The 25319-nt window shown below is 62.1% G+C and carries 23 protein-coding genes; 19 read left to right on the top strand and 4 right to left on the bottom strand.

Annotated features, from left to right (window positions below):
• Positions 1-345: 345 nt before the first annotated feature.
• The 6 genes from tig to thrS all read left to right on the top strand — a co-directional run bounded on the left by tig (position 346) and on the right by thrS (position 9871).
• A complete protein-coding gene (gene tig, locus MWL89_RS09430) occupies positions 346-1827 on the top strand; it encodes a trigger factor (RefSeq protein WP_244385839.1) in 1482 nt (493 codons plus the stop codon).
• 72 nt (positions 1828-1899) lie between these two features.
• Positions 1900-2541: an ATP-dependent Clp protease proteolytic subunit gene (locus MWL89_RS09425; protein WP_102379506.1), complete on the top strand. Its 642-nt coding sequence runs from the start codon at positions 1900-1902 to the stop codon at positions 2539-2541.
• Entirely contained in the window at positions 2541-3953 is a 1413-nt protein-coding gene (clpX, locus tag MWL89_RS09420) for an ATP-dependent Clp protease ATP-binding subunit ClpX (protein ID WP_244385838.1), read from the top strand. Before MWL89_RS09425 ends, clpX begins: the two co-directional genes overlap by 1 nt.
• Before the next feature lie 75 nt (positions 3954-4028).
• Positions 4029-6713: a valine--tRNA ligase gene (locus tag MWL89_RS09415; protein ID WP_244385837.1), complete on the top strand. Its 2685-nt coding sequence runs from the start codon at positions 4029-4031 to the stop codon at positions 6711-6713.
• A 529-nt stretch (positions 6714-7242) separates the two neighbouring features.
• Positions 7243-7803: a zinc ribbon domain-containing protein gene (locus tag MWL89_RS09410; protein ID WP_102377922.1), complete on the top strand. Its 561-nt coding sequence runs from the start codon at positions 7243-7245 to the stop codon at positions 7801-7803.
• A 154-nt stretch (positions 7804-7957) separates the two neighbouring features.
• A complete protein-coding gene (gene thrS / locus MWL89_RS09405; protein ID WP_244385836.1) occupies positions 7958-9871 on the top strand; it encodes a threonine--tRNA ligase in 1914 nt (637 codons plus the stop codon).
• Positions 9872-9930: 59 nt separating this feature from the next.
• Here thrS and MWL89_RS09400 read toward each other — a convergent pair whose 3' ends face one another.
• Positions 9931-10758: a hypothetical protein gene (locus tag MWL89_RS09400; RefSeq protein WP_244385835.1), complete on the bottom strand. Its 828-nt coding sequence runs from the start codon at positions 10756-10758 to the stop codon at positions 9931-9933.
• A gap of 225 nt (positions 10759-10983) precedes the next feature.
• Here MWL89_RS09400 and MWL89_RS09395 point away from each other — a divergent pair, with 225 nt between their 5' ends.
• Positions 10984-11640 carry a helix-turn-helix transcriptional regulator gene (locus MWL89_RS09395; RefSeq protein WP_244385834.1) on the top strand — a complete coding sequence of 219 codons (657 nt, stop codon included), beginning with the start codon at positions 10984-10986 and terminating at the stop codon, positions 11638-11640.
• Positions 11641-11724: 84 nt separating this feature from the next.
• Positions 11725-12069: a GIY-YIG nuclease family protein gene (locus MWL89_RS09390; RefSeq protein ID WP_244385833.1), complete on the top strand. Its 345-nt coding sequence runs from the start codon at positions 11725-11727 to the stop codon at positions 12067-12069.
• A gap of 82 nt (positions 12070-12151) precedes the next feature.
• On the opposite strand, the gene MWL89_RS09385 is transcribed toward MWL89_RS09390, so the two are convergent.
• Positions 12152-14161, bottom strand: coding sequence for a cation:proton antiporter (locus MWL89_RS09385; RefSeq protein ID WP_244385832.1), 2010 nt, complete (start codon positions 14159-14161; stop codon positions 12152-12154).
• Positions 14162-14309: 148 nt separating this feature from the next.
• Here MWL89_RS09385 and MWL89_RS09380 point away from each other — a divergent pair, with 148 nt between their 5' ends.
• Genes MWL89_RS09380 through MWL89_RS09370 form a run of 3 tightly spaced genes read left to right on the top strand, consistent with a single transcriptional unit; the run spans position 14310 to position 16162 of the window.
• On the top strand, positions 14310-14633 hold the full coding sequence (locus MWL89_RS09380) for a heavy metal-binding domain-containing protein (protein ID WP_341801920.1): 324 nt from the start codon (positions 14310-14312) through the stop codon (positions 14631-14633).
• A gap of 46 nt (positions 14634-14679) precedes the next feature.
• On the top strand, positions 14680-15297 hold the full coding sequence (locus tag MWL89_RS09375; protein WP_244385831.1) for a hypothetical protein: 618 nt from the start codon (positions 14680-14682) through the stop codon (positions 15295-15297).
• A 28-nt stretch (positions 15298-15325) separates the two neighbouring features.
• Positions 15326-16162: an ion transporter gene (locus tag MWL89_RS09370; protein WP_244385830.1), complete on the top strand. Its 837-nt coding sequence runs from the start codon at positions 15326-15328 to the stop codon at positions 16160-16162.
• Between the two features lie 3 nt (positions 16163-16165).
• Here the strand turns inward: MWL89_RS09370 and MWL89_RS09365 are convergent, their stop codons facing one another.
• Positions 16166-17116, bottom strand: coding sequence for a patatin-like phospholipase family protein (locus tag MWL89_RS09365; protein WP_244385829.1), 951 nt, complete (start codon positions 17114-17116; stop codon positions 16166-16168).
• Between the two features lie 202 nt (positions 17117-17318).
• Between MWL89_RS09365 and trxA the strand changes: the two genes are divergently transcribed.
• Positions 17319-17627 (top strand): thioredoxin, encoded by a 309-nt coding sequence (gene trxA, locus MWL89_RS09360; protein WP_102377931.1) that lies wholly within the window; start codon positions 17319-17321, stop codon positions 17625-17627.
• Between the two features lie 241 nt (positions 17628-17868).
• Here trxA and msrB read toward each other — a convergent pair whose 3' ends face one another.
• On the bottom strand, positions 17869-19041 hold the full coding sequence (gene msrB / locus MWL89_RS09355) for a peptide-methionine (R)-S-oxide reductase MsrB (protein ID WP_244385828.1): 1173 nt from the start codon (positions 19039-19041) through the stop codon (positions 17869-17871).
• A 237-nt stretch (positions 19042-19278) separates the two neighbouring features.
• On the opposite strand from msrB, the gene trxB reads away from it, so the two are divergent.
• From trxB to MWL89_RS09320, 7 genes are all read left to right on the top strand, one after another.
• Positions 19279-20211: a thioredoxin-disulfide reductase gene (gene trxB, locus MWL89_RS09350; protein WP_244385827.1), complete on the top strand. Its 933-nt coding sequence runs from the start codon at positions 19279-19281 to the stop codon at positions 20209-20211.
• Between the two features lie 108 nt (positions 20212-20319).
• Positions 20320-21387 (top strand): peptide chain release factor 1, encoded by a 1068-nt coding sequence (gene prfA, locus MWL89_RS09345; RefSeq protein ID WP_102377934.1) that lies wholly within the window; start codon positions 20320-20322, stop codon positions 21385-21387.
• A gap of 29 nt (positions 21388-21416) precedes the next feature.
• Positions 21417-21941, top strand: coding sequence for a DUF6125 family protein (locus tag MWL89_RS09340; RefSeq protein WP_244385826.1), 525 nt, complete (start codon positions 21417-21419; stop codon positions 21939-21941).
• A gap of 111 nt (positions 21942-22052) precedes the next feature.
• Entirely contained in the window at positions 22053-23117 is a 1065-nt protein-coding gene (locus MWL89_RS09335) for a N5-glutamine methyltransferase family protein (RefSeq protein WP_244385825.1), read from the top strand.
• Positions 23114-23608, top strand: a complete 495-nt coding sequence (locus MWL89_RS09330) for an L-2-amino-thiazoline-4-carboxylic acid hydrolase (protein WP_244385824.1) — start codon at positions 23114-23116, stop codon at positions 23606-23608. Before MWL89_RS09335 ends, MWL89_RS09330 begins: the two co-directional genes overlap by 4 nt.
• A gap of 12 nt (positions 23609-23620) precedes the next feature.
• On the top strand, positions 23621-24469 hold the full coding sequence (locus MWL89_RS09325) for a purine-nucleoside phosphorylase (protein WP_244385823.1): 849 nt from the start codon (positions 23621-23623) through the stop codon (positions 24467-24469).
• Between the two features lies 1 nt (position 24470).
• Positions 24471-25271 carry an MBL fold metallo-hydrolase gene (locus MWL89_RS09320; protein WP_244385822.1) on the top strand — a complete coding sequence of 267 codons (801 nt, stop codon included), beginning with the start codon at positions 24471-24473 and terminating at the stop codon, positions 25269-25271.
• The last annotated feature ends 48 nt before the right edge of the window (positions 25272-25319 follow it).

Here is a 25319-nt window from a genome sequence, read left to right as displayed (position 1 = left end):
CCGGCGGCGATTCGGGTGGAAGGCCGAATCGCGGCGAGAGGGGCGCAGCCGCCTTTGGCGTTGCGCGCTTCGATGCGCAATGTTCGGTACTACTGCTTTCAGCGTATGTTCGGTAACCGCACGATATCCAAATCGTCAGTTTGATGTGTTCGTGTGCGTTCGTTCTTTCTCATTCTATGCAGATATGCGATAATTCCGTTTCGGTATGCTTTAAGACGTGGGATACCACGTTTCACGTGGGGTGCTGCAAGGCTCTGGCGGGCGGTTGAAAGATCGGCCTCGGATGGCACTGCGAACCGCGTTTATGCCGCAAGGCAACAAGTACATAATGGAAGGAAAACATACGTGGAAACAAAAGTCGAGGCATTGAAGGACAACCAAGTAAAGCTGACCGTCACGATCGATGCCAAAGAGATTGATGATCGCATCAAGAAAACCTACAAGGATTTCGCCTACAAGTACAACTTCCCGGGCTTTCGCCGCGGTAAGGCGCCGCGTCCGGTCATCGACAATGCACTCGGCGCAGAAGCCGTTCCCGCGACGGTTACCGATGCGGTTCTGAACGAAACGTATCCGCTCGCCGTCGACGAGGCCCTGCTGTATCCCGTTTCGCAGCCGCAGTTCGAAAACGATTCCACGATGGTCGAAGGCGGCAAGCCCTTCACGTACTCGGCGACCGTTACGGTCAAGCCCGAGCTCGAGCTTTCAAGCTACGAGCCGGTCGACATCGAGCTTCCCGCCGAAGGCGCGACCGACGACGAGATCGCCGAGCAGATCGATCAGCTGCGCGAGCATTACTACTCGTTCGAGGACGCAGCGGCCAGCGCAAAGATCGAAGAGGGCGGCTATGCGGAGCTTTCCATGACCGCGACCGACGCCGAAGGAGAAACGCTTGAGACGCTGACGACCGAGTCGCGCCTGTACGGCCTTGGCGTGGGGCTGTTCCCCGAGGCGTTCGATGCCGAGCTCATCGGCCTCAAGAAGGGGCAGAAGAAGGGCTTCGACATCGACATCACCAAGGATTCTTCGATGATGACGTCTTCTCTCGCCGATAAGACCGACAAGATCCATTTCGAGATCGAGGTTCTTGCCGTCAAGAAGCAGATCCTTCCCGAAGTGACCGACGAGTGGGCCAAAGACACGCTCGGGTTCGAGGGCGTCGACGATCTGAAGGCCCGCATCGCCGAATCGATAGAGAAGCAGAAGGCCGACGTGCTTCCGGGCATGAAGGAGAACGCGTGTTTGAACGTGCTCGCTGAGCGTCTCGAGGGCGAAGTTCCCGAGTCGATGGTCGAGGCGAACGAGGCCGATCTTTTGAAATCGTTCTTCCAGCAGCTGCAGTCGCAGGGCATGAACTTCGACGTGTACCTGATGCAGCAGGGAATCACCGCCGACCAGTTCAAGGAGGATGTGAAGAAGCAATCCTCCGACATCGCCAAGCAGGACCTTGCGCTCGATGCGTGGGCACGCCATGCCAAGATGGAAGTGACCGATCAGGAGCTGACCGACGAGTTCGTCAAGAGCGGCGTCGAGGATCCTGCGGCGCTCGAAGCCGAGTGGCGTGCTAACGGCCAGATGCACATGCTGCGCCAGGGCATCCTGCGCACCCGTGCGGTCACCGAGATCATGGATACGGCGAACGTCACCGAGCTGACCGGCGCCAAGGACGAGAAGAAGGCCGAGAAGAAGCCCGCCAAGAAGACTGCGGCGAAGAAGGCCGCAACCGACGGCGCGGAGGCCGAGGAAAAGAAGGCTCCCGCAAAGAAGAAGGCCCCGGCCAAGAAGGCGGCTGAGAAGAAGGCCGACGCCGAAGAAGCGAAAGAATAGACGAGCATACCGGATACCGAAATCAAGCATATGAGAGCGAGGCGGGTCATGCCCGCCGGAAACGAGGCATCAATGGCTACGAACAACTTCAAAAGCACAGCGGCGCTCATCCCCTACGTTATCGAGCAATCGCCACGTGGGGAGCGCAGCTACGATATCTACTCCCGTTTGCTGAACGATCGCATCATCTTTTTGGGTGAGCAGATCGATGACAACGTGGCGAACTCGGTGGTTGCGCAGATGCTCCATCTTGCGAACTCCGATCCCGACAAGGACATCTCGCTCTACATCAATTCGCCGGGAGGATCGGTTACGGCGGGACTCGCCATCCTCGACACGATGGATTTCATCAAGTGCGATGTATCGACCATCTGCTTGGGCGAGTGCGCTTCCATGGCAGCCGTGCTGCTGTCTGCCGGCGCGAAGGGCAAGAGGCTGTGCCTGCCGAATTCGATGGTCCTCATCCACCAACCGTCCGGCGGCGCGCAGGGCCAGCAGACCGAGATCGCCATCGTGGCCGATTTCATGCTGAAGACCCGTCAGCGCCTGAACAAGATCCTCGCGGACAACACCGGGCAATCGCTCGAGACGATCCAGAAGGATACGGAGCGCGATAACTACATGACGGCCGAGGAAGCGAAAGCCTACGGCCTGGTCGACGACATTGTGAAGTCCCAGGCGTCTCTCGGTGACGACAAGAAAAGCGAAGAATAATGTCCAACGACAGAATTGACGGGCGCGACGCGGGTTTCGGGGGGGAGCAAGACCCCCGGGACATCGCGTGCGCCTTCTGCGGAAAAGCACCGCACCAGGTTTCGGCTATGATATCGGGTCCTGGCGGCATCTACATTTGCGACGAGTGCATTTCGGTGTGCGCCGATGCGATGATGCGCGACATGGGTGCGAGCAACGCCGGCGAGCACGAATCGCCGGCGCCTGCCGCCTACGGCCGCGGCGCCGGGACCGGCCGCCATGCGCGGCAGGGCGAGGCCGTTCCGGTGGCGATCGAGCCCGATCCCGAGGACATCCTCGCCGATCTTCCGACCCCCCATGAGCTCTACGAGGAGCTCTCCGAGCACGTGGTGGGGCAAGAGAAGGCGAAGCGCGCGCTGTCCGTTGCCGTGTACAACCACTACAAGCGCATCAGCCTCGACGAGGATCTCGACGAGGACGATGTTGAGATCGCGAAGAGCAATATCCTCCTGCTCGGACCCACCGGTTCGGGAAAGACGCTCTTGGCCCAAACGCTTGCGCGCACGCTGCAGGTGCCGTTTGCCATCGCCGATGCGACGACGCTCACCGAGGCGGGCTATGTGGGCGAGGATGTGGAGAACATCCTCCTGAAGCTCATCACCGCTGCCGACTTCGACGTGTCGCGTGCCGAGATCGGCATCATCTACATCGACGAGATCGACAAGATCGCGCGCAAGGCCGAGAACCTCTCGATCACGCGCGACGTGTCGGGCGAGGGCGTACAGCAGGCGCTTCTGAAGATCGTCGAGGGGACCGAGGCGAGCGTTCCGCCGCAGGGCGGGCGCAAACATCCCCAGCAGGAGCTCATCCACATCGATACGACGAACATCCTGTTCATCTTGGGCGGGGCGTTCGTGGGGCTTTCCGACATCGTGGCGCAGCGCGTAGGCAAAACGGGACTCGGCTTCAATGCGGAGCCTCCCAAGACAAAGAAGCTCGCCGAGGCGGAGCTGATGGCGAAGGTGCTGCCCGAAGATCTCAACAAGTACGGCATGATTCCCGAGTTCGTGGGCCGCATTCCCGTGATCACCTCGCTCAAGGAGCTTTCCGAGGAAGATCTCGTGCGCATCCTCACCGAACCCAAGAACGCGCTCGTGAAGCAGTACACGCGCATGTTCGAGTTCGAGGATGCCGAGCTCGAATTCGAGCCGGATGCCCTGCGCGCCATCGCGCACGAGGCTGTCGAGCACGGAACGGGTGCCCGCGGTCTTCGCTCCATCATGGAGCGCGTGCTGCTCGACGTGATGTACGACCTTCCCGAACAGGAAGGCTCGTCGCGCGTCGCCGTGCGGGCAACCGATATCACGGGAGAAACGAGTCCCGAGATCGTCGCCGTCAAGGAATCGAAACGCAAGTCCAAGCAGAGCGCCTAGCAGCAAAGCGAGAACGGGCGGGCGCGGCGTATAAGCTGGCGCCCGCCTTTTGCATTCAGGGATAAGAGGAGACTTATGTCCGAAGAGAAGAACAACGAGCAGGCGAAGAAGAAAGTCGATTACGACTTTGCCGCTCACGAGCGCCCCCTCATCGAGGCGTGGCAGAACAACGGGTACTTCAAGCGCACGCCGGGATTCGGCCGCCACGCCGACGACACGTACACGATCGTCATCCCGCCGCCGAACATCACCGGTGCGCTCCACATGGGCCATGCCCTGAACGACACCATCCAGGACACGTGTATTCGCCGTGCGCGCATGCAGGGGTATCGGACCCGCTGGGTGCTCGGCACCGACCACGCGGGCATCGCCACGCAGACCAAAGTGGACAAGAAGCTCGCCGACGAGGGGATTTCGCGTCTCGAGATAGGCCGCGAGGCGTTTGTCGAGGCATGCTACGACTGGTATCGCGAATACGGTGCCACCATCGTGAACCAGATCAAGGGCATGGGCTGTTCCTGCGATTATTCCGACGAGCATTTCACGCTCGAGCCCGCCTACGTGAAAGCCGTGCGCCAGGTGTTCGTCGACTGGTACCACAACGATCTGATCTACCGCGGCAAGCGCATCGTGAACTGGTGCCCGAGCTGCACGACCGCCATCGCCGACGACGAGGCCGAGTACGTGGACGAGGCGGGCCACCTGTGGTATCTGCGCTACCCGCTTACCGAGCCGGTGGACGGCATGGACTACATCGTGGTCGCCACCACGCGCCCCGAAACCATGCTCGGCGACACCGGCGTGGCGGTGAGCCCGAAGGATGCTTCTAAGAAGTCCCTGGTAGGAAAGACGGTGAAGCTGCCGATCGTCGACCGCGAGATCCCCATCTTCAGCGATTTTCACGTCGACCCCGAGTTCGGCACGGGTTTTGTGAAGGTGACGCCCGCGCACGACCCGAACGACTACGCGATGGGCGAGCGCAACGGCCTCGAGCGCATCAACATCTTCGACGAGCACGCGGTGGTCGTCGAGGGATACGGCGAGTTCTCGGGCATGACGCGCGACGAGGCGCGCGAGGCCGTGGTTGCCAGGTTCGAGGAGCTCGGCTTGCTCGATCACGTGGAAGACCACGACCATTCGGTCATGACATGCTACCGCTGCCACACCAAGCTCGAGCCGTGGCTCTCCGAACAGTGGTTCGTCGCCGTCGACGGCTTGAAGGGCGAGGCTGCCCGTGTGGTGGAGGACGGTTCGGTGACGTTCTACCCCGAGCGCTGGAAGCAGGTCTACCTCGATTGGATGGGCAACCTCAAGGACTGGTGCATCTCGCGCCAGCTGTGGTGGGGCCACCGCATCCCGATGTTCTACTGCGACGAGTGCGGTTGGGAAGATGCAAGCGTCGAGGACGTCGAGGTCTGCCCCGTATGCGGCGCTCGCGTGCGCCAGGACGACGACGTGCTCGACACGTGGTTTTCCTCGCAGCTGTGGCCGTTCGCCACGATGGGCTGGCCCGATGAGGGTATGGAAGCTCCCGAGATCAAGCTCGCGTATCCCACGCAGGTGCTCTCGACCGCCCGCGACATCATGGGGCTGTGGGTGGCGCGCATGGTCATGGCTTCGACGTACTTCTGTAAAGAGATCCCGTTCTCGGACGTGATCATCCATCCGACCGTCATGGCGGCCGACGGCAAGCCGATGAGCAAATCGCGCGGAAACGGCGTCGACCCGCTGCGCCTCATGGAGGATTACGGTGCCGATGGCATGCGGTTCGGTCTGCTCATGCAGGTGACGGGCGCTCAGGACCTCAAGTTCAACGAGGCGAAGCTCGAGAGCAGCCGCAACTTCGCGAACAAGATCCGCAATGCGGCGCGTTTCGTGATGATGAACCTCGACGGGTACGTGCCGGGCGATCCCGAGCCGGTGACGCCTGCCGACAAGTGGATATTCTCGCGGTTGGCGGGGCTGGTCGCGCGCATCGACGAGGCGTTCGAAGCCTACGAGTTCGGCGAGATCACGCGCGAGCTGTACTCGTTTTTCTGGAACGAGTTCTGCGATTGGTACATCGAGTTCTCGAAGAGCCGCCTTGGGGGATCGGCCGATGATCGTGCAGCATGCCAGCGCAACCTCGTGTTCGTGCTCGATACCGCGCTTCGCCTGCTGCACCCCATCATGCCGTTCGTGACCGAGGAGATCTACCGCGATCTGCCCGTCGACAAGACTGATGCGCCGTACCTGATCGTTGCATCGTGGCCCGATTCCGCTGCGCTTGCGCACTACGTCGACGCCGATGCAGAGCGCGCGATCCAGATGGTGACCGAAGCGGTGTCGGGTATCCGCTCGACCCGCTCGCGTTACGGCATCTCGCCGAAGACCGAGCTTTCCGTGGCGGTCAAGGCCGATGCGCACGACGTCGAGCTGCTCGAAGCCCAGCGTCGGTTGCTCATCGACATGGCGAACCTCGGCGAGCTGACGATTGCGGCCGATGCGGTCAAGCCCGCCGAGTCGAGCATCGCGCTAGCGGCGGGGCTCGAGGTGTACATCGTGCTTTCGGGCCTCGTCGATTTCGAGGCCGAGCGGGTACGGCTCGAGAAGGAGCGCGCAAAGGTCTCCGCCGACGCCGCGAAGCTCGAAAAGAAGCTCTCGAACCCCGGGTTCCTCGCGAAGGCGGCTCCCGAGATCGTCGAGAAGGATCGCGCCAAGTGCGCCGAGCTTACCGATATGCTTGCCCGCATCGAAGAGCAGCTGGCCGAGATAGGGTAGCGCGCGCTGCCGACCGGAGGAAGGAGCGGCTGCATCGGCGACGGTGCAGCCGTTTTTTCTTGCGTGAGCTGCACGCGCCCGAAGCTGCCGCGAAAGCCCGCAAGACCGACCTTCGCGCTTTCGGCGGTTCGATGGCTTCCGACGGCCGTGTTTCGCGCGGTGCGTGCCCATTGTCGGCCGAAAAACACGGATTCGGGGCAAAAACCGTGTTTTTCGGCCGACAATGCCTATCGGGCCGCTCGCCGCTCGCATTCGGCGCCTGTGCTTCGCCGCTGTTCGACGATTCGCCGTATTCCGTCGTACGACGATCCGCCGTATTCCGCCGTCCGGCAAGGCCCGCTGCAACGTTTTGGGTGACCCTCGATGGGCAGCGCATTTCCGGCATCGGTTTTCCGAGGAAATTAGGGGTATCTGCTTGGCGTGCATAGGTTCTTTGTTACAATAGGGCATTGTGTCGGCGCAGATGGCCGACTCGCGCGTGTAATCAGGCAGGTTGCCGCACGTGCTGACCGAGGAAAACGAGGTTACCATGAACGAACTGTTGTCCCAGCTGTGGACACCCGAGCTGCAATCGGCGTTCACGATCGTGGTCGTGCTGCTGGTTGTTCTCTACGTGTTGTCCATCGTGTGGGTAGTGCGCGACGCCTACCTGCGTGGGTCATTCTGGTACATCTGGGCTATCGTTGCGCTTGTGCCGCTCGTGGGCGTAATTGCCTACTGCCTGCTCCGTCCGCCGCTGCTGCAGATCGATCGCGACGAGCAGGAACTCGAGATCGCGCTCAAGCAGCGCGAACTCATGAAGTACGGTGAATGCGCCAACTGCGGATACCCCGTCGAGGCTGATTTCGTGCTGTGCCCGAACTGCCATCAGCGCTTGAAGAACCTGTGCATGACCTGCAACCATGCGCTCGACCCGTCCTGGACGGTATGCCCTTACTGCGCCACCCCGGTTGCCGGTGGAGCTCCGCGCCGCGGCGCCGTGCGGCCCCGTTCGGGTGCGACAACTACCACGCCGCATTCTGCGGCTCCCCAGCAAGCGAGGCCGGCTCGCTCACGTTCGCGCTCAGCCGACGAGCTCAGCGCACAGTAACCGTAACTGTATGCAACGCGAAGCCGCCCTGTTGGCGGCTTCGTTGTTCATAGGGCCTCGATACAAGGCTCGTGTGACGGTGCTCGCCTAAGGCGGCACCACAACGATCGTGCAGGTGCTTTGTATGCACCCGGCACAGGAAAGGATTGGAAATATGGAAATCATTTTGCCCGACGGATCGCGTAAGGAGCTCGAGAGCGGCGCTACGGTCGCCGATGTGGCCGCGTCGATAGGCGCGGGCCTCGCGAAGGCGGCGCTTGCCGGCATCGTCGACGGAGTCGCCGTCGATCTCGGATGCGAGGTGCACGGGGGCCAGCAGGTGGCCATCGTCACGAACAAGACCCCCGAAGCGATCGACATCCTCAGGCATTCGACGGCCCACGTCATGGCCGCCGCGCTCGTCGATCTGTACGGCGATGTGAAGTTCGGCGTGGGGCCTGCGATCGAGAACGGCTTTTACTACGACATCAAGATGGACAAGAGCCTCGGCCCCGATGACCTGGCTGCAATCGAGGCCCGTATGGCCGAGATAATCGCCGCCGCCGAACCGTTTGAGCGTCGCGTGGTCACACGCGCGGAAGCCGAAGAGCTGTTCGCCGATCAGCCGTTCAAGCTCGAGCTCATTGCGGAGCTGCCCGAGGACGAGGCCATCACCACGTACTCGATCGGAAAGTTCACCGATCTGTGCCGCGGCCCCCATCTTCCCGACACGTCGAAGGTCCCCGCATTCAAGCTCACGAAGCTTGCAGGTGCGTACTGGCGCGGCGACAGCGATCGCGAGATGCTCCAGCGCGTGTACGGTACGGCGTTCTTCAGCAAGAAGGAACTCGAGACGTATCTCACGAACCTCGAAGAGGCCGAGAAGCGCGATCATCGCAAGCTCGGGCGCGAACTCGGCATCTACACGATGGATCCGCTCGCAGGCGTGGGCTTGCCGATGTATCTGCCCAAGGGCGCGCGCATCATCCGAACGATGCAGGAGTGGCTGCGCCGCGACCTGTACGAGCGCGGCTACGAGGAGGTCATCACGCCCCACATCTACAACGCCGACGTGTGGAAGATGAGCGGCCATTACGACTTCTACCACGAGAACATGTACTTCTTCGAGATCAACGAAGGCGACGACGAGAACCCGCGCATGAGCGAGTACGGCGTCAAGCCCATGAACTGCCCCGGCCACGTCATGCTGTACAAGGCCGATCTGCACTCCTACCGCGATCTGCCGCTGCGTTACTTCGAGTTCGGCACGGTCTACCGTCACGAGATGAGTGGCGTGGTGCACGGTCTGTTGCGCGCCCGCGGGTTCACTCAGGACGATGCGCACGTGTTCTGCACGAAAGACCAGGTGGTCGACGAGGTGGTCGCCATCCTCGATCTCGTGGACCACATCATGACCACGTTCGGATTCGAGTACACGGCCGAAATCTCGACGCGTCCCGAGAAGAGCATCGGTTCCGACGACATGTGGGAGCATGCGACGACCTCGCTTGAAGAAGCATGCGCCCGCCACGGCCTCGAATACGAGATCAACGAGGGCGACGGCGCGTTCTACGGCCCGAAGATCGACATCAAGGTGAAAGATGCCATCGGGCGTACGTGGCAGTGCTCGACCGTGCAGGTCGACTTCAACTTCCCCGAGCGCTTCAACCTGACGTACCGCACCGAGGACAACACCGAAGAGCGTCCCTGGATGCTCCATCGCGCCATCTTCGGCTCGATCGAGCGCTTCCTCGGCATCCTCATCGAGCACTACGCCGGATCGCTTCCCCTGTGGCTTGCACCCGTGCAGGTTGCCGTGCTGCCGATCGCCGATCGGCACAAGGATGCGGCGGCCGATCTGGTCGGGAAACTCAAGGCGGCGGGCGGCCGCGTCGAGGTGTACGATCAGAACGAGCCGATGCGCGTGAAGATCGCCAAGGCCCAGAGCCAGAAGATCCCTTACATGGTCGTGCTCGGCGACAAGGAAGTGGAGAACGGCACCGTGAGCGTGCGCGAGCGCCACGAGGGCGACCTGGGCAGCTGGGATACCCAGAAGCTCGTCGACATCATCGCGGAGGCGGCGTTGTAGGGGCTGCTTGGACTGTTGCGCACGGACAAGGGGCCCCGGATGCTTCCGGGGCCCCTTTGCTATGCGAGCCAGAAGCGGTAGATCGTCGCCGGATCGTAGTCGGAAAACGCGAGGCAGTAATTCGCCAGGTCGAGATCGTCGAGCGCAGCGCTGCTTGCCAGATCGCCCCGGCAGACGACGTAGGGATAGGTTCGCGTCTGCGTTTCACCCGCTTCGATGACGTTCCAGCTGTCGAGCACGGTATAGGATACGAACTCGTCGGACGGCTCGCCGTAAAGCTCGACGATCAGATCGCGGTCGCACGGCATTCCGTTGCGGAGGCGATCGTCGGCTCCGGCTATATCGCCGCTCCACAGAAGGGGATCCGGCAGCGCGGCCGCCTCGGCGCCGGTGTTGGTGACCGTCGCTTCGACGAGGATCACGCGGGCTTCGGGGCGAGCCGTCGGGCGGGTGGAGCCAACCGCCCGCTGCTCGACGGCTGCGAAGTGGGGATACCATTCTTTGAACGCGTCCATGCTTACCGCTTTGGCGCCAACGACCGCGAATTCGAGATTCGGATAATCGAAATCCCAGCTTTCTTGGGCGGCTGCGTTCTGCCTCTCGGTATCGGTCATGCGCGCAAGCTCGTTATCGCTCGTGCGGTATTTTTTCCCGAACGTCAATGCGTCGACGGCGTAACTGGTGCCCGTGCCGATGTCGGCGATTTCGTCGGCTTCGAGGAGGCTACCGTAGTACTTCGCACCGCCTCCGGAGTCGTGTGCGGCTGCAAGCGGTTCGCGTGGTTCGCCGGGGATGTAGCGGCCTACCAGCCATCCGAGTGCGAGGACGGAAATCGCCAGACAGCATAGGCCGATTGCGGTTCGCGCCGTTCTTCGGGTCCTGTTCATCTGCTGCTCCTTCGAGGTTGCTCGTGGATGCCGTATCGGCCGTTCGCGGTTGCTGCCTGTTTGCAGGCACCGCAGAAATCGGGCTTGTTCCGCACCGAAAACCCTAGCACGAACGGGGAAAGTCGGGCAATGATGATTTATATCACCCCGAATCCAGTCCCATTCGAAGCGGTGTTTTGGTACGCTGTTCTTCCGACATGCGAGGGTGAATGCAGGAGGTGCACGTTGTTCGATGGCTGGCTGGCTTTGATGCTGCTCGGTGCGACTGCGCTGTTCGCCGGACTCTGCATGGCGGTCGTTCGGGCGTTTTTCTCGAAATCGCCCAGCAGGGCCGCATATCGTGCGGTTGCTTTGTGGGCCGTGTCCTTCACCGCGGCGGTGGTCGGATGCCCCCTTGCATCGGACTCTTTCGGCACTGCGGGGGCGGCTGGGTTCGTCGTCGTGCTCTGCTTCTCCGCGTCGGTGCTGTACCTGCTCCTTTCCCGCTGGTGGGAGGGTAGGGATGCGGCTGCTGCGGTGGCCTATCTGCAGATGTGCCGCATGCGGGCGCCCGACGCCCATCGTGCTCCGGGCGGGGCTGCTGCCGACGCGGGGGACGGAGGAGCGGGGAGGGCTGCGGGCGATGCGCGTGCGGCTGGCGAATCGGACGATCTCGTTTCGGAACGGGATCCCGCTATCGTGTGCGCCATGGCGGCGCGTGATTTCGATCTTACCCGCAGAGAGGAGGAGATTCTCCTTCTGCTGTTGGACGGCAGGAGCTTCGCGTCGATTGCGGGGGAGCTCTTCATCTCCGACAATACGGTGAAAACCCATGTGCGCCACATCTATCGGAAAACGGGCGTCAATCGCAAGGAGGACCTGGTTCGGCGGGTGTACGGCTGACTCTACGGAGCGTTTGTTGCGCGTATGCGAGGCCTGCGGAATAATGAACCGCACTGGCGGGAATCGACGGGAGATGCGAACGACATGGATCGGCAGACGAGAAGGCAGATGCTCAAAGACTACCGAACGCGCAAGCCGCCCATGGGCATCGTGCGTATCGGGTGCGCGGCGACCGGCGATGTTTTCTTCGGGTCTGCCACCGATACCGCCGCGCTCATCAACGGCCTCGGATTCAAACTCGACGCGGGGAGCTATCCTAACAAAGCTTTACAGGAGCTTTGGAACGAGCACGGGGCAGCAGGGTTCTCGATGACGGTCGAGGAGCTGCTCGAATACGACGATCCCGCGGAAGACCAGACCGACAACCTCGAGGCGATGCTCGACCTCTGCCTCGAGTCTCATCCCGAGGCGTCTCGGTTGAGAAAGTAGCCGCGAGCCGACGGCTTCGTTTGACGGTGCCTCTCCGGCGGGCGCCGCTGAGGCGGACGATCGCCGGAGATCGTCCCGCATCCTATCTGCTTTCGCGGCCTTTTCCCCCGTCGGCGCTTCCGTCGGGCGTATCGGCCTCGCGCTCGATCCCATCGTCTGCCCCGAGCCCGCCCTCGTCGCCCTCGCCGCTGCCTGCGCCCCACGATCCGTAGCCACGTCCGAACCGGCGGCCTTCCTCTTTCCTGAGGGAGCGGCGCGCTTCGCGAGCCGTATGGCGATCCGTACGGCGACTGGCGCGCGCAGCTTCGATTCGCGCCCGCTCCTCATCGCCGAGCTTTTCGAATTCTGCGAGGCGCCTGCTCTGCTCCTCGGCGAACAGCAGTGCCACGCGATCGGCGTGGGCTGCGCGGGCTGCGGAAGCCCTGCGGGCGAGCTCGTCGCGCTTCTCCTCGGCTGCGTTGCGCAGAGCCGTTCGGCTCTGCAGGGCAGCGGCCTTGTCCTGCCAGTTGCCGCTTTGCTGGGCCTCCACGGTCTGATCTCCCACCTTTTTAACGGCAGACCACCGCAGGTCGCCTTCGGTCTTGAGGTGCTCCCATGCTTTGTCGCCGTTGTGCTTTGCGGCCGACCATTCGGTATCGCCCTGGCGCTTGATTTCCTCCCAGAGCGCGGGGTCGAGCTCGGTTCCTTGGATGAGGGCGTTCGCGCGGTCGATATGATCGTTCGGAAGCCAGGTCTCCATGGGTCCGCGCCCGGTATGGTGGGCGAGGAAATCGGCTGCTTTCGCCCGTCCGAACGATGCGGCCCGCATGGCCGTATCCTGCTTGGCGAGCATACGCTCGAGGGCCAGGTGATCGCGCAGAATGCTGCCGATTTCGCGCGGGTTCTTGCTGATCTCCTTAACCGCGACGATGGGCTGGGCGTCGACGACGCGGTAGGTGATGGATGCGAGAAACGGCATGAGGAACACGGTGATCGCACCGGCCGATACGAGCACCGAGGCGGTGTCCTGCGGCATCGCTCCTACCTTTACGGCGACGCTCGTGACCGCAACGATGATGGGAAGGGCGGTGGTGCAGTACAGAGCCACGGTCAAGCGGCTGTTGGGCGACATATCGCGCGTATCTTTGCCGGTCGAGAGGGCGATGAAGATCGGCACGGCCCGGATGAGCAGCAGCATGAAGATGAAACCGACGAGCAGGGCCGGTTGCGTGAATACGGCGGATAGGTTGATCTTCGCGCCGGAAGCGATGAAGAACACGGGGATGAGGAACCCGTACGCGATGCCGTCGAGCTTCATCTCGAGGTCGTGATCGCCTTCGGGTATCACGTAGCGCAGGACGAATCCGGCCGCGAACGCGCCGAGTACGATGTCGAGGTCGAAGATGGCCGAAAGCGCGACGAGCGCGACGAGCAGCAAGACGGTGACGCGCATGGCGGTCTGCGCAGTGGTGTTGGCGTTGGCCGTAAGGAACCTGAATACAGCGCCGCCCGCTTTCTTGGCTTTTGCCGAAAACACTCCCGCAAGCACTGCAACGCCGATGAAGGCGACGAGGATGAGCACGGTTTTCCATTCGGCGCGCGACGAAAGGAGAAGCGCCATCGCGATGACGGGTCCAAGCTCGCCGTATGTGCCGTAGGCTAGTATCGATTCGCCGACGCGCGTATCCATGAGATTGCGCTCCTTGAGGATGGGGAGCAACGTGCCGAGCGCCGTGGTGGTGAGCGCAATGGCTACGGCGATGCCGTCGACGTGGCTGATCGAGAAGTACGGGGTGAGCCTGACGGCGAGAAACCCGAGGCCGAGCGTGACGATCCACGTTGCAAGGCCGCGCTTGCCCTGCGAGCCGGTCAGATGCTTGGGATTGATCTCGTATCCCGCAAGCAAGAACAGAAACGCAAGGCCGAGGTCGGAGAGCAGCTCTACCGAATCGGTCATGTCGATGAGCCCCGCCATGTAGGGGCCGAGGAGTGCGCCGGCAACCAGGAGGAATACGACTTCGGGAATCGGTTTTCCCGGAATCAGCTGGGCGATCATGGGGGAGACGGCGGCGACGAGTGCGATGACGGCGAGCGATATGAGGTCGACGGGCATGCTGGATGAGCCTTTCTGGCCGGTCTTGGTTCGGGCGTGTTTGGAGATTATACACCGTCACCCTGCGGGTTTCGTGAAACGCCATAAGGTCGGAGCACTCGGTGCCAGCGATGGTTTACGATAGCGCAACAGGATGAAAGGACGAATCATGATCGTTACCACAACACCCGAAGTCGAGGGCTATACCGTTACCGGCTATTACGGCATCGTGTTCGGCGAGGTCATCACGGGCATCAACTTCCTCCGCGATTTCGGCGCAGGGATTCGCAACTTCGTCGGAGGCCGCAGTGCCGGGTACGAAGAGGAGCTCATGCAGGCGCGCACCGAGGCGCTCCAAGAGCTCGAGCAGCGCGCTCAGGGAATGGGTGCGCATGCGGTTGTCGGCGTCGACGTCGACTACGAGGTGCTCGGCCAGGGAAACATGCTCATGGTGACCGCTTCGGGCACGGCCGTGACGCTCGCGGCGAAGTAAGGGGCCTCCGAGCCCGAAGCGCGTTTTTTTCGGAAGGATCGCCTCTATGCAAACATCGAAGTTGAAACGTGCGGCGATCGGCTTGGCGGCCGCGTGCGCCTGCCTTGTTGTTCTCGGCGTCGTGCTCGTATGGGTCGCGCTGCCGATGACGGGGCAAGGGCCTTCGCAACCCCGCTCCGACGGATTGCCGAAAGCGAGCGATGGGGCTCGCGGAGGCGATTCTGCCGTCGCATGGTTCTCTTTGGAAGGCGATGCGTTGACGGTGAAGATCGACGAAGACTCGGTTTCGTATGCCGAGGTGTACAATTATCCGACGTTCGGGCCGAGCGGCAGGCGTTCGCTGAACGATGCCGCAGCTATAAAAAACCTGATCGGCCTCGTTAACGGGAAAACGTTTACCGCCGCCCAATCCGTGAGTGCCTGGAACAAATCCCGGGAAGGCTACGTGGGGGGATACAGCTCGGCCGTTTCCTTCTTCGACGAGAGCGGGTCGCGCTGCGGGATAATACAATTCAATCCGGGGTTCCCCGGCGACGGCGTGGCGATTATCGCGCAGGATACCATATACTGTATGGACGACGATCAGGCGGCATTGATCGATGCGCTTGACGAACTGGTCGGTCGGCTGCGCGACGAGCAGCCCCCACAAGAGACGGGACGGTAGGGCGTTGACTGCAGCGGGTCCGGATAACGTGCGGCTATCGCAGGCATCTGCGCTGAAACGGCGCGCCTTCTTCGCAACCGATGACGTTCGCCGCGGCGGCGTTGCAGCCCGCGTCTTCGGCACGCTCATCTTCGTGCTCATCGTGGCAAACGCGCTGCTGGTTTTCGTGGAGGCGCAGCCGGGGTTCCCCCTTTGGGTGTACACCGCGTTCTGGGTGTTCGGCATCGCCTCGACGGTATGCTTCGGCATCGAGTACGCGACGAGGGTCTGGGTAGCCGATATTGCTTATCCCGATATGACGCCGGCGCGGGCGCGCATGCGCTACGCGATGTCGATCATGGGCATCATCGACCTGCTCGCGTGGTTGCCCGGCATGGTTTCCTGGTTCGTTCCGGTAACGGCTCAGATGCTCTCGGGCATCCGCATCATCCGCCTCGTGCGTCTCATCAAGATATCCCGCTACATGAAGGGCATTCGCTCGATCAGCCGCGTGTTCGAGAAGCGGCGCCACGAGATCGTCGCCGCGTTCATGGTACTCGCCCTGCTCACCGTAACGGCGAGCGTGCTCATGTTCCAGGTCGAGAACCCCGTGCAGCCCGAAAGGTTCGACAGCGTGTTCACGGGCATGTACTGGGCCATGACCACCATCACCTCGACCGGCTACGGCGATCTGGTGCCCATCACGCCGATCGGCCGGTTCATCGGGTTCTGCACGATGGTGCTCTCGATCGCCGTCGTTGCCATTCCCGCCGGCATCTTCTCTGCCGGCTTCGTCGCGCAGTTCAGGGAAGACGATGCGAACGCCGCCGATCGAAAGCGGGATGCGAAGCGCGAGCCGACGGACGGCGAGCACGAGGGGGAATAGCGGCTATGCCGTGACCGAGCGAAGATCGCTTCCGAGGTACCGTTTCAAGGCGGGCCAGGCATGCGCTGCGGTCTCGTAGCCCTGCTCGTAGAGCGCAAAGAGCTTGTCTGCGTCCTTTTCCATGCTCCCTATGGTTACGGGCTCGGGCGGGCGTATGACGAACACGCTGCCGTCATCGTGCATTTTCGGCAGCGCACGGTACAGGCGGTTGTATTCGAAGTGCCGGTAGCGCATGCGCTCGACGAAATGGGGGTAATCGCTGTACTGGCGGGAGGCGAGCGCTTGGAGCTTGTTCGGCTCCTTTACGTAGCCGTCGTGCTGGGTGAGCACGACCACGTGCTTCTTCACGCCGGTGAGCATCGAATACAGGATCGGTACGCTGTCGCATGTTCCGCCGTCGAGCATTTTCTTTCCGTCGTACGTGACGATCTTGCTGACGAGGGGCATAGCCGACGAGGCGATGAGGTAGGGGAGGTCTTCTTTGGGATCTCCGAATGTGAAGTAGTCGGCTTCGCCCGTTTCGAGGTTGCTCGCGACGGTGGTGAGCTTCATGGGGGAGTAGCGAAACGCATCGTAATTGAATGGCTCGAGCTCGTTGGGAATCGTATCGAAAGTGAACTCGACGCCGAAGGCGTTGCCGGTGCGCACGAAGCTCTTCATCGAAAGATAGCGCCAATCGCTGCAGTATTTGGTGTTGAGGTAACACGTCCTGCCGTCTTCGCCTGCGACGTAATTGTAGCCGTTGAGCGCTCCGGCCGAGGTTCCGATAACGTGGTGCGCCCAGAATCGCTGATCCATGAAAAAGTCGAGCACCCCTGCGGTGAACTGGCCGCGCATGGCGCCGCCTTCCAGCACGAGGTTTACCGGGGAAACCTCGCAGCCGATGTAGGAGGGTTCGTGGAGGTTCGATTGCCAGACGCGCTGTTCGGGTGTGGGCTTCGGTGTTTCTTGCATGCTGTCTTGTCCCTTCTGTCAATCGAATAGTATAGCGTTTCTTACCGTTCGTCGGAAAAACGTCGATTTGTTTCCCAAATGGCAACACTAGTATCCTCGGGACAAGAGAACCGTTACAATGGTCTCAATACAAGATGAGCATGCGAATCGCGAGGTGAGCGTGCGAGCGGGAACGAAAGACCCGCAGCTTAAGGAGGTTGTAATGAGCGAGGTTATCACTTCGGCTGAGTTCCAGAGCAAGGTGCTTGACGAAAAGCAGCCGGTGTTGGTCGACTTCTTTGCGACGTGGTGCGGTCCTTGCCGGATGCTGGCGCCGACGCTCGAGGAGATCACTAAGGAAATGGACGGAAAGGCCAAGGTTTACAAGCTCGATATCGATCAGAGCCCCGAGATCGCCTCGCGCTACGGCGTGATGAGCGTTCCCACCCTGATCCTGTTCGAAGGCGGCCAGGTTAAGAAGCAGACGGTTGGCGCTCAGCCCAAAGCGCAGATCATGGCGATGTTCGACTAGGCAATGCCATGGGGCCGGGCCGAGAAAGCCCGGCTGCGGAAAACGTCGTTCAATCGGAGGCCAGCGGCTCTTTGCCCTGGCCTCTTTCGCTGTCTGCGATCGTAGTCGGATACTCGAGGCCAGCGTCGCGTTGCCGGATTCGCCCGTCTCGCCGGCATGCGGCACCACCCGCTTTCCTCGGGCATCGCGCTTCCCAAGACGCCCCAAGGCGCCCGCTATCGAGCGACGGGTCGCGGGTATGCTACGCCGTCAGCCCGTGCAGCTCGCTCTCTTCTGCTTCGAACTCGTCGAACAGCGGTTTGAGATAGCCGTAACCCTCGTCGTCGAGTTCGTCGAAGGGGACGAAGCGCAGCGCGGCGCTGTTGATGCAGTAGCGCATGCCGCCCGCCTCTTCGGGGCCGTCGGGGAAGACGTGTCCGAGGTGTGCGTCTCCTGCGCGGCTGCGCACCTCCGTTCTCAGCGTGTTGAAGCTCGTGTCCATGCGCTCGGTAACGACTTCTTTGGCGATGGGCCGCGTGAAGCTCGGCCAACCGCAGCCCGATTCGAACTTGTCGATCGAGGTGAACAGCGGCTCGCCGGTGGTGATGTCGACGTAGATGCCCTTGTCGAACGTTCGGGCATAGGCTCCCGTGTGGGGACGCTCGGTTTCGCTTTCCTGCGTGACGCGGTACGCAAGCGGCGTGAGCACGCGGCGCAGTTCGCTGTCTGCGGGCTTCGGGTAAGACGCCGCGTCGATGAGGCCGTCTGCGGACGGTTCGGTGTCGGCGAGGTCGGGTACCTGGGCCGATTCTGCCGGATCGGCATCGTCGTCGAGCGCCTCGGCGTAGAACTCGGGCGGCAGCACGGTTCGGTTGCCGAGGCCCTTGCGTTTCGCGAACTCATCGGCTGCATGCACGTCGATGTGGCAGTAGCCGCCGGGGTTCTTTTCGAGGTAGGCCTGGTGGTACTCTTCGGCGGGATAGAAGCCGTCGATCGGCTCGGTTTCGATGGCGAGGGGCTTTTCGTAGCGGCTCTGCAGCTCTCGCAGGCTGGTCTCGATGATGGACACGTCGTTCATGTCAACGTAGTAGATGCCGGAACGGTACTGGGTGCCCGTATCGTTGCCCTGCCGATCGATCGAGGTGGGATCGATCGCTTCGAAGAAGGCTTCGAGGAGGATGGCGGTGGGAAGGACCGTGCGGTCGTAGACGACGGCAACCGTTTCGGCATGGCCGGTGTTGTAGGTGCAGACATCGCGGTACGACGGGTACTCGGTGGACCCGTTCGCGTAGCCCACCTGCGTCTCGATGACGCCGGGCAGGCGTTTCAGGTACGCCTCGAGGCCCCAGAAGCAGCCTCCGGCAAGGTAGATCATATGACGATCGACGGGCGGTTGCGCCTCGTCGGTTTTGGCGGTTGATCGCTCGGGCATCATGGGGCTCCTTTTCCGCAGGTTCGCGCTTCTGTTCCGTGATTTTGATTCGTATTTCTATCTAAACCGTCTTTCGGCCGGGCGGCGGGAACCGTTACCTTGGCGTTGCGGCATCTTCGCCCATTCACCCGAATCGTTACGCGTTCGTTGAGGTCGGCGGTTGGCAAAGCGGTGCGAAACGGGGTAAGGTATAGGCAAGCCAACAGTATGGACGACAGTCTGCAAAGGAGCGTAGCGCATATGGAAGCGGAAGCTCAGGATAAGGTATTCGACGTTGCGGTGATCGGCTCCGGCCCTGCCGGTATGACGGCGGCGCTCTACGCTGCACGCGCTGGTTTGAGCGTGGCGGTGTTCGAGCGCATCACGCCGGGCGGCCAGCTCGGGCAAACCGAGCATATCGAGAACTACCCGGGGTTTCCCGACGGCATCAACGGGTTCGACCTCGCCTTTTCCATGAAACAGCAAGCCGACCGGTTCGGTGCGTACAATATCGGCGAGGAGATTCTCTCGGTCGATTTCGATGCGTCCCCCAAGGTGTTGAACAGCGGGTTCGCGACGTATCGGGCGAAGAGCGTCATCGTGGCCACGGGAGCCAAGCCGCGCAAGCTCGGCCTTGAGCTCGAAGAGGAGCTGCAGGGTCGTGGAATCTCCTATTGCGCAACGTGCGACGGGAACTTCTTCAAAGACCGCGATGTGGTCATCGTAGGAGGCGGCAACACCGCCGTCGCCGATGCCATCTACATGTCGCGCATCGCGCGTAAGGTGTACCTGGTGCACCGGCGCGATACGTTGCGCGCGACGGCGATCTACCACAAGATGCTCGAGGAGATCGATACGGTCGAGTTCGTGTGGAATTCGGGCGTAAAGGAGCTCTTGGCCAAAGACGGCATGCTCGGCGGCGTCATCGTCGAGCATTACGATACGGGCGAAATCGAGGAGGTCAACTGCTCGGGGCTGTTCGTGGCGGTGGGCACCGAGCCCAACACCGAATTCCTCGGCGGCGCACTCGAACTCGACGGGGGCTACATCGTGGCCGACGAGTTGGGGCATACCTCGGCCTGCGGCGTGTTCGCAGCGGGCGACGTGCGCACGAAGGCGCTGCGCCAGGTAACCACTGCGGTATCCGATGGTGCGAATACTGCGGAGGGTGCTGCGGAGTACCTGGCTTCGTGATACCATATCCAGTTGCGGTTTGAGCCCGGTTTCGTCGGGCCGGGCCGGGCGCGCGGGCGTATCCCGCCCGCGTCGTTCAACCATGCATGAAGCCAAAGAGGAATATTGATGATAGAGAAGCTTGGAAAGATAATCGAGGCGTACGAAGATCTGGAGCGAAGGCTGGGAGATCCCGCCGTGCTCGCCGACCAGAAGGAGTACAACCGCCTTGCGAAGGAGTTCTCGAGCCAGGGTCCGCTCGCTGCGAAGGCGCGCGAATACGTGCAGGCAACCGAGGATCTGGCAGCGGCGAAGGAGATGCTCTCCGATGCCGATATGAAAGAGTTCGCACAGGAAGAGATCGCGGGTATCGAAGCGAGGCTTCCTCAGCTCGAAGAAGATATCAAGTTCATGCTCATTCCCGCCGATCCCGCCGACGACAAGGACATCATCGTCGAGATCCGCGCCGGAGCGGGCGGCGACGAGGCGGCCATCTTCGCGGGCGACCTCTACAAGATGTACGAGCGGTTCGCGGGCGAGCAGGGTTGGAAGACCGAAACGCTCGACATATCGGCTTCCGAGGCGGGCGGCTTCAAGGAGATCCAGTTCAAGGTGAAGGGCGACAAAGTGTATTCGGTCATGAAGTTCGAGAGCGGCGTGCACCGCGTGCAGCGCGTTCCGAAGACCGAGAGCCAGGGCCGTATCCATACCTCCACGGCGACCGTGGCCGTGCTGCCCGAAGCCGACGAGGTCGAGGTCGAGATCAATCAAAACGATCTGCGCATCGACGTGTACCGCGCGGGCGGACCGGGCGGCCAGTGCGTCAACACCACCGACTCGGCGGTGCGCATCACGCACCTCCCCTCGGGCCTCGTCGTGCAATCGCAGGATCAGAAATCGCAGCTGCAGAACAAGATCGCGGCCATGAGCGTTTTACGCGCGCGCCTTTACGAGAAGATGCTCGCCGAACAGCAGGCGGCCGAGGGCGCCGAGCGCCGCAGCCAGATCGGGACGGGCGACCGCTCCGAGAAGATCCGCACCTACAACGGTCCGCAAGACCGCGTGACCGATCATCGCATCGGCTACAACGGCACGTATAACGGCGTGCTTCTGGGTGCGGGCGGCGCGGGCCTCGCCGAACTCATCACGGCGCTGCAGGCGGCAGACCGCGCAAAGAAGCTCGAGCAGGCCGTGTAGCGGCTGCGCCCGAATACGGTAGCGATCCTGTGAGCACGAACACGGCTCTCGAAGCCCTTTCCAAAGAACAGCTTATCGAGCTTGTCGAACTGTGCTCGAAGAACCTCATAGCCATCGACGGCACGTGGTTTCAATCCGTCGAGGACGAGTGCGGCATGGACGCCGCCATGCATCACGACGAACGCGCATGGCAGCGTTTCACGGTAAGCGAGGCGAAGCGTCTCAAGAGGTTCCTCGACCTGCCCGAACGGGCGGGGCTCGACGGCCTCGAAGCCGCACTGGCCCTCAAGCTCAACACGCTGTCGAGTGCGGCCGACGTGCGATACGAGGGCGATGCGCTCGTCTACCGCGTCGTCGAGTGCCGCGTTCAGGCGGCGCGCGCACGCAAGGGCATGGTACTCCATCCGTGCAAATCGGTAGGTTTGGTCGAGTACGCCGGATTTGCGAACGCGATCGACGAGCGTATAACCTGCGAATGCGTGAGCTGTTTTCCCGATGTCGTCGACGAGACGTGCAGCTGCGCATGGCGGTTCGCGATCGACGATGAAGCGTGATTGCGATGCCTGCTGCCGTTCTTGCGGGGGCGGTCCTCGGCATTCGTCGACGTCGCCTGCTGCTTTGCGATTCGCGGAGTCCTTTCTGCCGCCTTTTGCTACAATCGATGTATGAATGATACCTGGACCATACAAGCGGCGCTCGATTGGACGCAAGGCTACCTCGAGCGCAAGGGCGACGAGAATCCGCGGCTTTCGTCGCAATGGCTCTTGAGCGAGGCGACCGGCCTTTCGCGCATCGAGCTGTACGCCCATTTCGACAAACCGTTGAGCATGGGGGAGCGCGATACGCTGCGCGCCTACGTATCGCGGCGGGGCAGCGGGGAGCCGTTGCAGTACATCACCGGCGAGGTGGGTTTTCGCCATATTTCGGTGAAGGTGAAGCCCGGCGTGCTCATTCCGCGGCCCGAAACCGAGGTGCTCGTGAGCGAGGGGTTGGCCGCGCTTCCGGCTCCGCCGAAGCGGATCGCCGCCGACGCTTTCGAATCCGACGCGCTCCGCGAGAGCGATGGGCGACCTGATGCGGCCCATGGGCTCGCAGGCAGCGGCCTGCATGGCGGCGGGCAGGACGGTGCACCCGAAGACGCACCCGAGGCGCAGCCGGTTGATGAGGTTATTCCCGAAGAAAGGCGCGAGCTGCTTGTGGCCGACCTGTGCACCGGGTCGGGATGCATTGCCTGTTCGATCGCTTACGAGCACCCCGAGACGAGGGTGATCGCCACCGACATCGCTTCCGAGGCCGTGTCCCTTGCGCGCGAGAACGCCGAGGCGCTCGGGCTGTCCGACCGCATCGAGGTTCTCGAGGGCAGCCTCGGCGAAGCGGTGCCGAGCGGGCTTGTGGGTTCGTTCGACCTCGTCATCTCGAATCCGCCCTACATTCCCACCGCGGTGCTCGCCGAGATCCCGAAGGAGGTAGCGGACTTCGAGCCTTCGTTGGCGCTCGACGGGGGAGACGACGGCCTCGATCTGTTCAGGCCGCTCGCTCTGTGGTCGGCGCGCGCTCTGAGGCCCGGCGGCACCCTGGCGGTCGAGCTGCATGAAACGTGCTTGGACGAGGCGGCTGCCGCAGCGAAAGACGCGGGGTTTGCGGTGACGACGATCGTCGAGGATCTGACGGGCAGGCCGCGCGTATTGGTTGCGCGCAAGGGTTGCGGGGAATGCGAGGATGGGCGATGAGCAGGATCGTGAACGAGCCGAAGAACAAGTTCCCGCTGTTCGTCAAAGTGCGTGAACAGCTTGAGCATCGAGCGCTCTGGCTTTCTCTTTTGGTGGAAGAAGCCGAGAAACGGGGTCTCGATGCCGACGATTTCGCTGCGCAGGCCGTCAAACGTTGCGGGCTGTCCCAGGGTGCCGACATCATCGCGAAGAGCAAAACCAAGAGCCTTAAGGGTTTGAGGAAGGTGCTGTTTACCAAGAGCGCGCAAATCGTGTTCGAGATGGATGTGGTGGAATGCACCGACGATAGGCTCTCGATCGACTTTCACTACTGCCCGCTTGTCAAGGCCTGGCAGAAGCAGGGTCTCTCCGATGAGCGCATCGCCCAACTGTGCGACATCGCCATGTGCGGCGATCGCGGTATCGGCGAAGCGCACGGCGTAGAGCTCGATCTGCCCAAGACCATTGCGCGTGGCGACGACTGCTGCGCAATCCGCTACGTTCGCCGCTGAGAGGAGCCAACCGTGTCCGAAAACGTTCTCGCCCAAAACCTCCAAGAAGCCGCCGCGTTCGTCGGCGAGCGCCTCAACGGCCGTGCGCCGAAGATCGGCATCGTTTTGGGCTCGGGATTGAACCCGCTTGCCAACGAGATGGAAAACCCCATCTACGTGGCGTTCGGCGAGGTCCCCCATATGAAGAAGAGCACGGCGGAGGGCCATGTGGGCCGCTTCGTATGCGGCGAGCTGGCCGGCAAGCAGGTACTCGCCATGCAGGGCCGTTTGCATGCCTATGAGGGAAACTCGGCTCAGGAAGTTGCCTTTCCGATCTGGCTCATGGCGCGCCTCGGCATCGAGCAGATGATCACCACCAATGCGGCGGGCGGCATCAACGAGAGCTATCGCGAAGGTGATTTCTGCATCATGGCCGATCAGATCAACATGACGGGGCGAAACCCCGTAGCTGCTCCCGAAGCGGCCGAGTTGGCGGAGCGCTTCTTCAGCATGACCGACTCGTTCGATCCCGAATTGCGCGCTCTGGCGCATGAATCGGCTCGCGAGGGCGATGTGCGTGTGCAAGAGGGTGTGTACCTGGGGCTCTTGGGTCCGAGCTTCGAAACGCCCGCCGAGATCCGCGCGTTTCGCTCATGGGGCGCCGATACGGTTGCCATGTCGGTGTGCGAAGAGGTGATAGCGGCGCGCCATCTGGGCATGAAGGTGCTCGGTATCTCGCTCGTATCAAACATGGCTGCGGGCGTGGGATCCGTCGACGGCATCGGCGGCGCCTCCCCGAACGGCGAGGAAGTCATGGATTGCGCAAAGATGCGCGAAGGCGATTTCAAGCGCCTGATAACCGGCATCGTGGCGCGGATGTAGCATGGGGCTCTCACTCCATGTGCTCGCGAGCGGGAGCGGGGGTAACGCCTCGGTTGTCGTCGACGACGCCACCGGCAAGGCCGCCGTCATCGACTGCGGCATCTGCAAGCGCGATTTCTTTGCCCGATGCGACGAGGCGGGGATTGCGCTCGATGATATAGCGGGCATCCTCATAACGCATGAGCACACCGACCACACGAAAGGGCTCGGCGTTGTGCTGCGCGGGATGGGGAAGCTCGGTTTGGAGCCTGCGGTATTCGTGAGCGAACGCGTGCATGCGCAGAGCTCCGAAGTGCGGGCCCTCGATGCGGTGGCCGATATCCGACCGTTCTCCGACGAAGGCGCGATCGGCCTCGGCGGCATGCTGATCCATCCGTTTGCCACCTCGCACGATTCGGTCGAGTCGTTCGGGTTCCGCATCGAGGGATCGGGCGACGATGCGCTCGGGTTCATGACCGATACGGGCATCGTGACCGATGCCGCGTACGCGCATCTCGAGAGATGCCGCATCCTCGCCATCGAGAGCAATCACGATGCGAAGATGCTCTCCGAAGGGCCCTATCCCTATCCGGTCAAGCGCAGGATCGCCTCGGACGGCGGGCATCTTTCCAACGCGCAATCGGCCGAACTGCTCGAACGGCTGCTCTGCAACGAACTCGAGCAGGTCGTTGGCATGCATGTTTCCGAGAACAACAACACGTACCGCCTGCCGCTCGACGCGCTCGCCGAGATCGTTGCCCGCAACGATCATGCGGCAAAGGTTCAAGTGGCGTACCAGCGCATGCGGATAAGCGCGGAATAGCCGCTTTCGGCCTATCGGATTCGCCGGTTCGGTTTTCTTCCCGTAAAG

This window comes from Raoultibacter timonensis (assembly GCF_022845715.1).
GTDB lineage: Bacteria > Actinomycetota > Coriobacteriia > Coriobacteriales > Eggerthellaceae > Raoultibacter > Raoultibacter timonensis.
This window is presented reverse-complemented; position numbering and strand designations above follow the sequence as displayed.

Excerpts from the sequence above, each read along its gene's own strand:
- MWL89_RS09425 (WP_102379506.1), top strand. The coding sequence starts at position 1,900 with ATGGCTACGAACAACTTCAAAAGCACAGCGGCGCTCATCCCCTACGTT.
- clpX (WP_244385838.1), top strand. The coding sequence starts at position 2,541 with ATGTCCAACGACAGAATTGACGGGCGCGACGCGGGTTTCGGGGGGGAG.
- MWL89_RS09415 (WP_244385837.1), top strand. The coding sequence starts at position 4,029 with ATGTCCGAAGAGAAGAACAACGAGCAGGCGAAGAAGAAAGTCGATTAC.
- MWL89_RS09410 (WP_102377922.1), top strand. The coding sequence starts at position 7,243 with ATGAACGAACTGTTGTCCCAGCTGTGGACACCCGAGCTGCAATCGGCG.
- thrS (WP_244385836.1), top strand. The coding sequence starts at position 7,958 with ATGGAAATCATTTTGCCCGACGGATCGCGTAAGGAGCTCGAGAGCGGC.
- MWL89_RS09400 (WP_244385835.1), bottom strand. The coding sequence starts at position 10,758 with ATGAACAGGACCCGAAGAACGGCGCGAACCGCAATCGGCCTATGCTGT.
- MWL89_RS09390 (WP_244385833.1), top strand. The coding sequence starts at position 11,725 with ATGGATCGGCAGACGAGAAGGCAGATGCTCAAAGACTACCGAACGCGC.
- MWL89_RS09385 (WP_244385832.1), bottom strand. The coding sequence starts at position 14,161 with ATGCCCGTCGACCTCATATCGCTCGCCGTCATCGCACTCGTCGCCGCC.
- MWL89_RS09380 (WP_341801920.1), top strand. The coding sequence starts at position 14,310 with ATGATCGTTACCACAACACCCGAAGTCGAGGGCTATACCGTTACCGGC.
- MWL89_RS09375 (WP_244385831.1), top strand. The coding sequence starts at position 14,680 with ATGCAAACATCGAAGTTGAAACGTGCGGCGATCGGCTTGGCGGCCGCG.
- MWL89_RS09365 (WP_244385829.1), bottom strand. The coding sequence starts at position 17,116 with ATGCAAGAAACACCGAAGCCCACACCCGAACAGCGCGTCTGGCAATCG.
- trxA (WP_102377931.1), top strand. The coding sequence starts at position 17,319 with ATGAGCGAGGTTATCACTTCGGCTGAGTTCCAGAGCAAGGTGCTTGAC.
- msrB (WP_244385828.1), bottom strand. The coding sequence starts at position 19,041 with ATGATGCCCGAGCGATCAACCGCCAAAACCGACGAGGCGCAACCGCCC.
- trxB (WP_244385827.1), top strand. The coding sequence starts at position 19,279 with ATGGAAGCGGAAGCTCAGGATAAGGTATTCGACGTTGCGGTGATCGGC.
- prfA (WP_102377934.1), top strand. The coding sequence starts at position 20,320 with ATGATAGAGAAGCTTGGAAAGATAATCGAGGCGTACGAAGATCTGGAG.
- MWL89_RS09335 (WP_244385825.1), top strand. The coding sequence starts at position 22,053 with ATGAATGATACCTGGACCATACAAGCGGCGCTCGATTGGACGCAAGGC.
- MWL89_RS09330 (WP_244385824.1), top strand. The coding sequence starts at position 23,114 with ATGAGCAGGATCGTGAACGAGCCGAAGAACAAGTTCCCGCTGTTCGTC.
- MWL89_RS09320 (WP_244385822.1), top strand. The coding sequence starts at position 24,471 with ATGGGGCTCTCACTCCATGTGCTCGCGAGCGGGAGCGGGGGTAACGCC.